Annotated in this window: 9 protein-coding genes; 4 read left to right on the top strand and 5 right to left on the bottom strand. The window is 58.3% G+C overall.

Annotation, left to right across the window (positions count from 1 at the left end):
* Positions 1-219: 219 nt before the first annotated feature.
* The 4 genes from RBB62_RS05200 to ptsP form a co-directional block, all read right to left on the bottom strand.
* Positions 220-1,467 carry a carbohydrate porin gene (locus tag RBB62_RS05200; protein ID WP_309397672.1) on the bottom strand — a complete coding sequence of 416 codons (1,248 nt, stop codon included), beginning with the start codon at positions 1,465-1,467 and terminating at the stop codon, positions 220-222.
* A 71-nt stretch (positions 1,468-1,538) separates the two neighbouring features.
* Entirely contained in the window at positions 1,539-3,284 is a 1,746-nt protein-coding gene (locus RBB62_RS05195; RefSeq protein WP_309397671.1) for a PTS fructose transporter subunit IIC, read from the bottom strand.
* Positions 3,285-3,315: 31 nt separating this feature from the next.
* Positions 3,316-4,293 (bottom strand): 1-phosphofructokinase, encoded by a 978-nt coding sequence (pfkB, locus tag RBB62_RS05190; RefSeq protein ID WP_309397670.1) that lies wholly within the window; start codon positions 4,291-4,293, stop codon positions 3,316-3,318.
* Between the two features lie 21 nt (positions 4,294-4,314).
* Complete coding sequence (gene ptsP, locus RBB62_RS05185) at positions 4,315-6,780, bottom strand: phosphoenolpyruvate--protein phosphotransferase (protein ID WP_309397669.1); 2,466 nt, start codon at positions 6,778-6,780, stop codon at positions 4,315-4,317.
* A 201-nt stretch (positions 6,781-6,981) separates the two neighbouring features.
* Between ptsP and RBB62_RS05180 the strand changes: the two genes are divergently transcribed.
* On the top strand, positions 6,982-7,974 hold the full coding sequence (locus RBB62_RS05180) for a LacI family DNA-binding transcriptional regulator (protein ID WP_309397668.1): 993 nt from the start codon (positions 6,982-6,984) through the stop codon (positions 7,972-7,974).
* 10 nt (positions 7,975-7,984) lie between these two features.
* Here RBB62_RS05180 and RBB62_RS05175 read toward each other — a convergent pair whose 3' ends face one another.
* Positions 7,985-8,665, bottom strand: coding sequence for a DUF3313 family protein (locus tag RBB62_RS05175; RefSeq protein ID WP_309397667.1), 681 nt, complete (start codon positions 8,663-8,665; stop codon positions 7,985-7,987).
* A 152-nt stretch (positions 8,666-8,817) separates the two neighbouring features.
* On the opposite strand from RBB62_RS05175, the gene thrS reads away from it, so the two are divergent.
* The 3 genes from thrS to RBB62_RS05160 all read left to right on the top strand — a co-directional run bounded on the left by thrS (position 8,818) and on the right by RBB62_RS05160 (position 12,614).
* On the top strand, positions 8,818-10,734 hold the full coding sequence (thrS, locus tag RBB62_RS05170) for a threonine--tRNA ligase (RefSeq protein WP_309397666.1): 1,917 nt from the start codon (positions 8,818-8,820) through the stop codon (positions 10,732-10,734).
* A 183-nt stretch (positions 10,735-10,917) separates the two neighbouring features.
* The gene (locus RBB62_RS05165; protein WP_309397665.1) at positions 10,918-11,505 is read left to right on the top strand and encodes a PEP-CTERM sorting domain-containing protein; all 588 of its coding nucleotides are present in this window, start codon (positions 10,918-10,920) and stop codon (positions 11,503-11,505) included.
* A 422-nt stretch (positions 11,506-11,927) separates the two neighbouring features.
* A complete protein-coding gene (locus tag RBB62_RS05160; protein WP_309397664.1) occupies positions 11,928-12,614 on the top strand; it encodes a hypothetical protein in 687 nt (228 codons plus the stop codon).
* Positions 12,615-12,761 lie beyond the last annotated feature (147 nt).

Genomic DNA, 12,761 nt, shown 5'->3' with positions numbered 1-12,761 from the left:
AATCAATGCGGGCCAGTGGCATTATCCACCCATTGGATAACTCCGGAAATGAAACTTAGAGGACGTCTAAAAACTCAATTGACCTTCGCCGGAGGGCGTCTTCGAGGTCAAAATTCCGTTTCTTCACCTCGACGAAACTGGTTTCGCCTCGCTTCAGAAGCCGAAATTTTTCCTCTCGAATACATCTCGCCGACTCGATCAGACTTTTTAGACGCCCTCTTAGAAACTCGCGCCAAACTGGATGCCCAGCACCGTCGCATTGCTGATGTTGCCCGTGCCGCCCGGGTTGATGACGTATTGCAAGTCAGGCTGAATGTAGGCCGAGTCAGTCACCGCGATGCGGTAGCCGACTTCGAGCACCATCTCGTTGTCCACGCTGCTGCCCCCGGCGGAGACAAGCGAATCCGAGTAGTCGTCACTGAACTGACCATAGGTGAAGAACGTCACGAGGCGGTCGTCGGGACGATTCGGCAGCAGGCCCTTGTAGTGCGCGCCGAAGCTGGACTGGATCGGCATGATCGCCACATCTTCCTGGTCGGTGTAGGCAAAGGTCAGGAACAGCGTCAGCCCCTCGTCGCGGTCCGGCGATTCGCGATAGACCTGGTAATCCACGCCGCCATAAAAGCGGGTAAATTCGTCCGTCGTATTCGTGCTGCCAAACTGCGGCATGTCGAAAGCAAAGGTCTGGTTGAGGCCGGCGAACAAACGGAACGGCTTGCCGTCGAGCTCGGGCGTCCAGTCGTATTGCGCGAAGATCGAAACGCCATCGCCGCTATCGATGCTGAAGTCGATGCCGTGGTTGCTAGGATCCCACATTTCCTGAGTCAGTTGGAAGAGGCCGAGGCGGAAGGTGTGCTCGTCGTCCACAATTCCCTGCACGCGCCCGCCCCAAACGGCGAACGGATACGAGGTCATCACGCCGTCGAACAGCACGGCGCGGATCTGCCCGTTGACGGCGTTGTTCAGCGAGTAGCTGTAAAACGGCGAGCCCACGAAGTCGTCCGTCGCCGTCATGCGCCCCGCCTTGAAAGACAGGTCGCCATCGAAGAAGGTCTTCTCCGCCGTCACGTTGTAGAGGAACGTCGTCTGTCCGCCTACGAGCTGCATAACGCTGTATTGGCTGCCAACCGCGGGGGTGATGTCGCTACCGTGGCGGTCAATGGCCGAGATCTGGAAGTTCCAGTTTTCCCATCCGGCGAGCTTCTCCATATCGAGCTGCATGCCAGCAAACAAGTCGCCCGCGTAGTTAGTTTCACTGCGAATGCCGCCCGAGACATTCGACGCAATGATGGCATTATAATAAGCAAAGAGCTCGACACCGTCGTCGTATAATTCAGTGCGAAGCCCTCCCCAATTGCCGGTCAGACGGTCGTGGTATTGATATGGGTCGTAATCTTCGTAGGCATTCAGCGTCAGCGCCGAAGAAACAGTGATGGAGACAGCACAAGCTAATGTAAACGTTTTCATTTGAGGGTATATTTTTGGAGTTAATTGGGGGTTGGCTCGCCAAGTTAATGAACTCGGCGAGCAAAAGTTTTTTAGGCGGCAGTCGCTTTGCTAACAGGATCAGTATTGGCGACGCGTGCTGGACGCTTTGCGATGCAAAGTGCCAGCGTCGACACCGCTGTGCCGGCGACAATTGCGCCAAGATAAGCGGCCACGTGGTTGATCGCATTCGGGATCACGAGGACAAAAATGCCGCCGTGCGGAACCATCAATTGACAGCCGAGATACATCGACAAGCCGCCCGTTACCGCAGCGCCCAACACCATGCAGGGGATCACGCGCAGTGGGTCCGCCGCCGCGTAGGGAATCGCCCCTTCCGTGATGAAAGATAGCCCGAGCAAGCCAGTCGCTTTCGAGGCTTCGCGCTCTTCCTTGGAGAAGCGATCGCGGACAATATTTGCGGCCAGTGCACAGGCCATCGGAGGCACCATGCCGGCCGCCATCACTGCTGCCATCGGTCCGTAAATCTCAGCCGACAAGAGTCCGATCGAGAACGTGTAAGCCGCCTTGTTGACCGGGCCACCCATGTCGAAGGCCATCATGCCGCCGAGGATCAAGCCCATCGTAAGCGCACTGCCTTGCTGCATGCCGCCCAGCCAAGTGGACATCGTTTCGAGGATCACTTTTACCGGCGGCCCGATCACGTAAATCATCGACAGGCCGACGATCAGCGAGCTCAGTAGCGGTAAGATTAGCACCGGTTTCAAGCCCTCCAAACTCTCGGGCAGCTTGATGCTTTTATTGAGCCACAGCGCGAGGTAGCCGGCAAAGAAACCCGCGGCCAAACCGCCCAGGAAACCCGAGCCAACTTGCACTGCGAGCATCCCGCCAACGAGACCCGGAGTCAGCCCCGGTCGGTCGGCGATGGAAAATGCAATGTAGCCCGCGAGGATCGGAATGAACAACGCGAAGGCCGACGATCCGCCAATCTGCATCAACGCCCAGCCCAGCGAGCCTTCATCATCGCCCGCATAAACACCGCCAATCGCAAAGGCCAACGCAATGGATAAACCACCGGCCACCACGAGCGGCAGCATGTGCGAAACACCCGTCATCAAATGCTTGTAGGCGCCCTTGCGCGGCTTGCGCGCTGGCGTCTTTACGCTCGAACTTTGCGATGCAGAGTATTCCAATGCGAGCGCTTCTTTGATGAGCCCAACGCTGTCTTTAATCGCGGCCTTGGTGCCGGTTTCAAGCAGACGCTTGCCAGCGAAACGCGCGGTTTCCACGTTGGCGTCGGCGGCGACAATCACCGCGTCAGCGCGCGCAATTTCGTCTTCGGTCAGTTCGTTCTTCGCACCGACAGAGCCGCGCGTTTCGACCTTCATTTCGTAGCCGAGTTCTTTCGCGGCGCGGAGCAATGCCTCGGCCGCCATGAAGGTGTGCGCAATGCCGGTCGGGCACGAAGTCACGCCAACCAAAAACTTTTTCGCGGGCACCTGCGCTGTCGTCGCATCTTTAACCGGCGCTGCTGTGCGGGCATGCGAAGGAGCCGCTTTGCGCAAAACTTGCGCGGTCTCGCGGGCGAGGTTTGCCAGGCTCACCGTGGTCAGCGGCGCGCCGAGATCGGTGCTGATTTCAGGGCTGTAAGGCGCGGCGAGCACCACGGCAGACGGGCGCTCGGATTGCTCGGCGAAGACTTCCGCCGGGTCGCGCTCATCGAACACCACGGTGACGTTGAGTTCGTTTTGCGCTGCTTCGGATTCCACCGCCGCCGCCGCCAATCGGGCGACCGGAGATTTCTCCGAAGATTGCAGGATAACCAGAATTGAATTCATGAGGTAAGGAGTTGGGGTTGAGGGGTTGTGATTAATTAAAAACTTGGGCAGCCTTGGATTCAAAGGCGGTCAACGGCTGCACGCTGATGAGGCGCATCTGATCTTCGAGTTCGTCGTGAGACGGCAGGTGTGGCGTCAGCGACTCCAGGCGATTCCAGGCAAACACCGTTGCCAGGCGCGCGCAGTCGGCGGGCGATGCGTTGGCCATGAGGCCCTTTAAAAATCCGGCGAGCAGCGAGTCACCCGCGCCAACAGTGCTGACTACTTTTGCATGCGGCGCACTGGCCATCAGGCGGGCGTTCGGCGTAAGGAACAAGGCGCCTTCCCCGCCCATCGAGACGACGAGATTCGGAATCTTCGAGCGCTGCAGCTCTTGCGCCGCGTCCATCGCTTCGCGGTAGTTGCTCAAGTCGGCGTTTAAATATTCCGCCAGTTCGTCGCGGTTGGGCTTGGCCAAATCGACGCCTTCATCGAGCGCAACGCGCAGGGCTTCGCCACTGGTGTCCACCGCGATGCGGCTACCCGCGCAGCGGAGCGCCTTAATGATTTCGCGGACGTATTCTGGCTCTACACCAGGCGGCAAACTACCAGCCAAAACAAACCAGCGACCGGACAGCGCGATCTTCCGCAGGCGGTCGAGCAAGCGGTCTTGATGCGCTTGGTCGATGATCGGCCCGGGCAGGTTGACGTCGGTATTTTCATCGGCCTGCGTGTCGACAATTTTGATGCCGGTGCGAGTCGCTCCCTGCACGCGAATGAAGTGGTCGTGCAGGCGATGTTTGCGAAAATGGCTTTCAAAAATGTCAACGTTCGCAAGGCCAAGAAAGCCCGTCACCGCGGCGACTGTTCCGCTAAGCGAAAGCATAGTCGCGACGTTGACGCCTTTGCCCCCTGTTTGCAGATGCGACTCCGAGGCGCGGTTGACTTGGCCTACTTGCAAGTCGCGCACGAAGACGGTTTGGTCGATCGCCGGATTGAGCGTGATGGTGGTGATGTCAGATAAATTCATGGTCGGGTAGAGTTGAGCGTTTTAAGTGATCGGGAGCAGGCGCACGGCGACGGCATCTTCTTGCTCAAGCGCGCGCTTAGCCAGCTGCTGCAAGTCGTGGAAGTTTCCGTGACGGAGTTTTTCCTTGATCGCAGGCACTGTCGCAGGCGGCATGCTGAGCTCGTCGACTCCGAGCCCGGCGAGGATTTGCGCGCCGAGCGGATCGGCTGCGACACCACCACAAACGCCAATCCATTTGTCTTCCGCATGTGCGGCTTCGGCGGCTTGGCGGATAAGACGCAGCACGACCGGATGCAGGCTGTCCGCGCGCTTGGCGAGCAGCGGATGGGTACGGTCGACGGCCAGCGCGTATTGCGTGAGGTCGTTCGTGCCCACCGAGAAAAAGTCAGCAACCTTGGCCAGCTCCGTCGCCATGATCACGGCGGACGGCACTTCGATCATCACGCCCAAATCAATGCGCGGGCCATCGACTTCCTTGCGCACGGCTTCGGCAATGTTGCGGATGCGGCGGAAGTCATTGGACGTCGCGATCATCGGGAAAAGCAGCTTGATCGGGCCATGCTTGGCGGCGCGATATACTGCGCGCAGTTGCGTCTTGATAATGTCTGGGCGGGCCAAGCCGATGCGGATGCCACGCAGTCCGAGAAAGGACAAATCGCGCTCGCTCAAACCGAGGTAATCCACCGGCTTATCGCCGCCGATGTCGATTGTGCGGAGCACCATCGGCAGACCGCCAAGGGCGTCCACCATCGCGCGGTAGCATTCGTATTGTTCGTCTTCACTCGGCGCGTGCTCGCGGTCGAGGAAGAGAAATTCCGTGCGGACCAGCCCCACGCCTTCGGCTCCAGCTTGGACGGCTTCTTCGGCTTCAGCGACGCGGGCAATGTTTGCCACAACTTCCGTGCGCATGCCGTCTTGCGTGATAGCCGGCTTAAAGCGATCCGTCCACGCGCGTTGACGCTGCGCATCGAGCGTTTTGATCACTTCGTTGGCGCTCGTGACATCTTCTTCGGTCGGGTGAAGAATCATCCGCGCGCCCGAGGCGTCGAGGACCACTTTGTCTTCCGCCGCAACTTGCTCAAGCGGCCAACCGCAGGCCACGACCATCGGAATGCCGAGCGAACGGGCCACGATGGCGGAGTGCGCATTGGGACTGCCTTCGCGTAGGCAGATGCCGCAAATTTTCGAGCGCGAAAGCTGCGCGGCTTCGGACGGTTCGAGGTCGTCAGCGATGAGGATCGACGGCGTCGTGAGGCTCGCCAACGAAACTTCTTCGGCACCGGACAAGATGCGGCTCACGCGGCGGCCGGCGTCTTTCAAATCAATGCTACGCTGGGCGAGGTGCTTGTCCGCGAGAGACTCAAGTTGGGAAACTTTTTTCGCGAGCACGGTGTTCCAAGCCTGAAGCGCATCGACGCGTTCATTGATCTGCGCGGAAGCTTCAGTCAGCAAAATCTCATCGCTGAGCATCGTGGCGTGCGCTTCGAAAAGATTGCGCTGCACCTTGTTCATCGAAGCGTCTTCAGATAGCTCGCGGAGCGTTTCCTCGGCGCTGGCAATGGCGGCTTTCAAGGCGTCCCGTTCGGACGCCACATCGCCGCGCTTGCGCTCGGACGGCGCGGCCGAAAGCTGGCTCCACAGAAAGGCCGGACCAACCGCGATTCCGGGTGCCGCCATCGTGCCAGTAATCACTTGCGCGTGGCTCAGGTCGGCAGGCTTCCAATCGACCGACGGGCCCTCGTCTTCGACGGCTTCCTGCGGCTCGTCGTTGATGATTTCCACGAGGCGCTTGAGCTGGCGCAAGTGGTCGTCGGCAAAAGGAGAATCCGAGCGGATCTCGATGTCGCTGCCAGCGCGAATGCCCAGGCCCACGATGCTCATTGCGCTGCGGGCGTCGGCTTCGCGGCCATTGGCGACCAGGCGAATGTCGCCGTCCATGCGCTCGGTGGCTTCGGCAATCTGGCTCGCCGGGCGCAGGTGGAAACCACGCGGATTGCTGAACGGCACGATGATGCGCTCGCCATCAAAATTGTCATCCGAGAAGCGCGCGTTCCCCTGCGCTCCGACGGAAATCGCGCGGATAATATCCTGCGGGTCATTAGTATTGGCGAGGTGCTCGGCGAGGACTTCATCTGAAGTAATCGTGGTGATGCGGCCGAGCAGGCTGATGTGCTCATCGCTCTTGGCGGCGATGCCGAAGATGAGCTTGGCGCGCTCGCCGTCCTTCCACGGCACGCCGGCGGGAACCTGGATCAGGACCACGTGGGTGTCGTTGATCAGGTGCGCCTCCTGCGGGCGACCATGCGGGATGGCCACGCCGTTGCCGAGGTAGGTGTTGGCAGTGCGCTCACGGGCGAGCATGCTGTCCGAGTAGTTGGCCTGGACGGCACCCTGCTCGTGAAGGAGTTGCGCAACGGCGCGGATCGCAGCGTCACGCGAGTCAAAGGATTCGCCCAGGCGAATGTCAGCGGGAGATAAATCAAGCATGGGAGATGGGACGGGGGTTGAGGGTAACGCGAACATCATGTAAACGATTTCATACAAACATCAGGGAAACATCAAGAAAAATCGCCTACCGATGCCCAAAACTAACTAAACCGCGCACAATTAAGCGTTTACATTTCAAGAAACAGGCAATATTCATGTTAACGTTTTCACGAATTCGTAATTTTTCCCTATTTTCTGAATATGGCTAGCATCAAAGATGTCGCACAGCGCGCCGGCGTTTCCATCGCCACCGTCTCGCGCATGATGTCGAACAAAACTTTCGTCAAAGAAGAAACCCGCGAGCGCATCCAAGTCGCGATTGACGAGCTCAACTACCGCCCCAATCGCGTGGCCCAACGCCTGCGCGACAGCCAATCCCACATCTTGGCACTGATCGTCTCGGACATCCAGAATCCGTTTTTCAGCGAGCTCGCGCGCGCAGTGGAGACGCTTGCTCGGACGCGCGGCTACAGCGTCTTCATCTGCAACACCGACGAAGATCCTGTGCTGGAGGAGCGCTACCTCGAGCTGATGAGCCAGGAGCAAGTCGCCGGGGTGATCATCTCCCCTTCCCGCAAGGCCGCGCCCAAGCTAAAAGCGCTGCATAAGCTGAACATCCCCATTGTCTCCGTGGACCGGCGCGCTGGCGATGAGTTCGACACGGTATTGATCGATAACACCGAGGCCGCGCAACGACTGACCGAGCACGTCATCGCCGGCGGCCATCAAAAGATTGCCGGGCTATATGGCGAAAACAGCTTCACGGCGGAAGAACGCTTAGTCGGCTTCCAGGAAGCCTTGGCCGCGCACAATCTTTCGGCGCATGAAGTCCGCCGCTGCCCAGCGTTTGAAAACGAAGGCTACGATGCCGCGCTCGCTATGCTTTCGTCCAGCAACCCGCCCGATGCGCTCATCTGCAGCAGCGCGCTGCTCGCCACCGGTGCCTATCGTGCGGTTCAGAAACTAGGGCTCAACATCCCGGATGAAGTCGGCTTTGCCTGCTTCGACGATCCGGTGTGGACGCGCTGCGTGAACCCAGCCGTGACCGTCATTCGCCAGCCCACGCGTCATATCGGCGAGACCGCGGCGGAGCTCTTGCTCAAACGCATAGAGGAGCCCAGCCGCAGCGCATCGCTGATTCGACTGCAAGGCGAGCTTGTGCCGCGAGAATCAGTTCGCGAGCCCGTCGCGTAAGCAATTCAGCTCACTTGCCGGTGGCCTGCGCCAACTGCGCGCTGATTTCTGAGCACCAGGCGGAAAACGCCTCCGTGACTCGGGGAATGCTGGTGCCACCGGTCGGATCGCTCTCGATATCCGCTCCGAAATCGTTGTCCGCAAACTGCGCCAGGAGCTCCCCAGATTCGTTGGAAAACTCGACCTTGGTCTTGACCTTATCGACGAACATGCTGGTGCCCGCGACCTGTAATTGTCGTCGCATCAAGTCTGGATTCATGCCAACTCCTGCGCCCGGACCATAGGAGTTTGAAATATCGGCCGGATTGTTGCTCATCGGGTTAAAGTCTGGCGCTTTACTGATGATCTGAGAGATTGCCACCTTCGCGGTGAGGGTCTTCTCGCCAGGAGCATCGGCCAGCTGCAGTACGTTGCCGATTTGCGATTTGAAGGCCTGCTCGAAGGCAAACTCCAGCGCCTCAACGTCGGATGCGTTTTCAGCAGTCACCCCACTGGCAGGCATGGCGGTCACTGACGCCAAATAGACCGAATCGTAGCCCTTGAGCGCACTCGCATCCTTAATGGTGAAGTCTCCGGCATCACCGAGGGATGTCGTGACGAAGCCAGTCGGCGTAGAGTTTACAGCTTGTTGGCTGCAACCAGCCAACGCCCATGCGCCAAAAGCGACGCCGAAGTAGAGAAGTGTTTTCATAGAAGCCGGTAGATAAGCACCAGCATGACGCCTACTAGTAGCGACGTCAAATGCCATTTGGGGCCAAATGGCAGCATGACGCAGGTTGACAGCGGGCATGGAATCGTCTGTGATCCCCTGCTTTTTCTGAAACGTAAAATCCCAAAAATACCATGAAAGCCCAGATGACTCCGCTCGAAGAGCTGCGGCACAGCGCGTCCCACGTGTTGGCCACGGCAATCCTGCGTCTCTTCCCAGAGACGAAACTCGACATTGGGCCTCCTACCGAAACCGGATTTTACTACGACATCGATCTCGACCAAAAACTGACGGCGGAAGACCTCGAAAAAATCGAGGCCGAGATGAAGAAGGTCATCAAGGAAAACCAGAAGTTTGAGCGCCAGGAAGTCTCCCGCGAAGAAGCCATTGAGATCATCAAGGGCTGCGGACAAGAGCGCTACAAGCTCGGCCGCCTCGACGACATCCCAGAGGGCGAAGCGATTTCCTTCTACCGCAACGGCGAGTTCATCGACCTCTGCGCGGGCTCCCACGTCAACTACACGAAGAAGATTAAGGCTTTCAAGCTACTCTCCATCGCTGGCGCCTACCACCGCGGCGACGAGAAAAACAAGCAGCTCCAGCGTATTTACGGAACGGCTTTCGCCAGCAAGGATGAGCTGGCCAACTACCTAGAAGCGCTTGAGCAAGCCAAGGCCCGCGACCACCGCAAGATCGGCCGCGACCAGCGCCTGTTTGTCATCGATGAAGACGTCGGCCAGGGCCTGATTCTCTGGACGCCCAATGGCTCGATTCTCCGCCAGGAGCTGCAAAACTTTATTGGCGAGGAACTCCGCAAGCAGGGCTACAGCCAGGTCTTCACGCCGCACATCGGCAAGCTGGGGCTCTACAAGACCTCGGGCCACTTCCCGTATTATAAGGAGTCCCAATTCCCGGCGATTCCGATGCCCGACGAGCTTGAGCAGGTCGCCCACGAAGGCTGCGGCTGCGCCGAGCTCACCGCTCGCCTCGAAGCCGTGGCCCCGCATTTCCGCGACGACCTCAACGAGCGCGTTGGCTCAGAAGCCATTGGCGAAGACCGCGTCATGGACCCGACCAAGCTGTTGGACGGCTTCATGCTCAAGCCGATGAATTGCCCGCATCACATTAAGATCTTTGCCTCGCAGCCGCACTCCTACCGCGATTTGCCGGTCCGCCTGGCTGAGTTTGGTACCGTTTACCGCTGGGAGCAGTCCGGCGAGCTCAACGGCATGACCCGCGTGCGCGGCTTTACTCAGGACGACGCCCACCTCTTCTGCACCGAAGATCAGGTCGCGAATGAAGTGCAAGGCTGTCTGGCGCTGGTAAAGACCGTCCTCAACACCTTGGGCATGCAGGACTACCGCGTGCGCGTCGGCCTGCGCGATAAGGATTCCGGCAAATACACCGGCGACAGCGCCGTGTGGGACAAGGCTGAAGAAGCTTGCCGCAACGCCGCCCGCACCCTCGACGTCCCCTTCACCGAAGAGGCCGGCGAAGCTGCATTCTACGGCCCGAAGATCGACTTCGTGGTCAAGGACGTCATCGGCCGCGAGTGGCAGCTGGGCACCGTTCAAGTGGACTACAACCTGCCTGTCCGCTTCGACCTGAGCTACATTGGCCCGGACAACAAACCGCACCGCCCGGTGATGATCCACCGTGCGCCGTTTGGCTCCATGGAGCGCTTCTGTGGCGTGCTCATCGAGCACTTCGCGGGCAACTTCCCGCTATGGCTCTCGCCGGAGCAAATCCGCGTGCTGCCGATCTCGGACAAGTCCGCCGACTACGCCAACGAGCTCCTCGCCAAGCTAACTGCCGCTGGCATCCGCGCTACGGTCGACCGCCACGACGAGAAGTTTGGCGCCAAGGTCCGCCGTGCGGAAATGGATAAAGTCCCGGTCATGTTCGTCTGCGGCGAGAAGGAAGCCGAAGCCGGCAACGTGTCGATCCGCTCGCGCATCGGCAAGAGCATCGAAGGCACATTCTCAGCCGACGAGGCCATTGCCAAGATCACGGCCAACGTCGAAGCCAAGGCCCTGCCCGAAGGCATGTAATTGACGCAATTTTTTCAAAGCCTCCAGTTAGCCACTGGGGGCTTTTTCGTGGGTAAGCCCGCAAATGGCGAGTATGTAGGTTTTTGATTCGCCTCTACTGGGCACAAAAACTCGCAGAAAAATAGGGCAAATAGTCACTCATAAAAAGTTGACCCAATCTTCGAATAACATAACTTATGCCCAATGCGAAAACTCCTACTAACAATTTCTTTATTTATCGCGGGTAACCTTCCTGCCGCTATTGTTCTCAATATGACCGAGGTCGGTGGTGATGTGGTGATGACGATGAGCGGGCAACTGAACTTGCTCGGGCTCACGTCGTCAGGAAGCGGCTCATTTAATGCCGTCGTGGACCCATCGTCACTGGAGCTAAGAACCGTATCTACGGTAAGCGAGTTTTACAGCGGGATTAGCGGGCCAGGCGACATTGGCACAGGAGGAGCGACACTCGCGACATCGGGCGTCGGCGATGCCTTCGGCATCTACACCCCCTCTAGTGAATTTGAAGTGCCGAGCGGCTACGTGAGCAATACATTCATTTCTTCGACAACCACTTGGTCAGCAACAACGGTGGCTGCGCTTGGGGTAACGCCCGGCATCTATGTTTGGACAACGCCCGGTAATCTCGACTCGGTCACTTTAAACGTTAGCGCAGCGTCGGTCATTCCCGAACCATCGACCTACATTGCGCTGGCTGGCTTCGCAGGCTTGGGCTGCATGCTCCTCTACCGTAAGCGCCGTGCATCGAAATCTGCCGACTGCAAAAGTTAGTCGCTTGCAATATTTTCCAAAGCCCTCGGTTAATCGCCGGGGGCTTTTTTGCGCCTGCCTAATGATGCATCAGCCGACGGAAGCCACGCTTGAGGCAGCTCCAGCGATGGAAGTGCTCGGCCTCCTCGGGGTCCAGGCATTGCAAACCGGAGTGGAAGCTGAGCTCGGCAAGTGATATCAGAAGTGCTCCTGAAAAGAGCTTCGAAAGAAAACTGATTTCCGGAATCCACCACGGCAGCGGTGCCAAAAGCCAAAGCGTCGTCGAAACGGCGATCAGGCAATAGCCCGCCAATCCTTGCCTCCAACTGCTTTGTTTCTCAACCACACCTCAGAACTTAACCCATCCTACCGCCAGCGTCAACGCTTTCCCCGAAACATGCAGATGCTTGCCAAAACCAGTTCATCCCGCTAAAGAAATCACCATGTCTCCCTCCCCCACCCGCCTCAGTCTTCTATTCATCAGCTTAGTCATTTTCAGCGCCTCGCTGCATGCGCGTATAGGTGAGAGCCGCTCCACGGTCGAACGCCGCGTCACCAGCGACAATCGTGGTATCATTATCGATGACGAAGATTTGATGCGCCACTACCTCAACCAAGCCAAGTTCAAAAACGCGCTCATGGGCATGAATGACCGAGGCGAAATGGCCGTCCACGAGAACCTGGATTTGACCGTGGGCGTTTACTACAAAGTCGTGGGCGATGATCGTGCATTTGAAAGCCAATTGATCCAGAAAAGTGGACGCCATGCGGGCCAACCGGTCAACAACCCCGCTGGCTGGTTGTATTTCGTGGTTTATCACAAGGGGAAGTCCGTTCTGGAAGCCTATCGCCACATTGGGGGCATCACCGAAGCGGAAGTAAACGGCCTGCTCGCGCGCAATCAGGAAAGCAGCAACTGGGCACGTGGCAAGCTACCCGAAGACCAATACCCAGACAAGGATTACAAGCCATTCCTCCCGCAAAACTTCTACCGAGCCGACGGTAAAGTCCTCGCCAATCAGGATGGCGACACGCTAACCGTCTTCATGCTTGAGGTCGACCGACATCTCAGCAAAACCAAGCAAGAGCGCGAATCGGAAGACGCCCCCGACAGTCTGGCGGGCTTTTAAAGGGCGCTTCAAAAGCGTCTCCATCCGGCGACATTTTGGACTGCCCACCAAAAGCAAACCGGGCACAGAAGGCCGCACCCCTCGAAAATAGGGTATATATTTTGCCTAAACCCTTGTTTACCCGTTGTTTATTTTTGACAAGCACCC

Source organism: Cerasicoccus maritimus (assembly GCA_031296935.1).
Lineage (GTDB): Bacteria > Verrucomicrobiota > Verrucomicrobiia > Opitutales > Cerasicoccaceae > Cerasicoccus > Cerasicoccus maritimus.
Note: the sequence above shows the minus strand (reverse complement) of the source record. Positions and strands in the feature narration are given on the sequence as shown.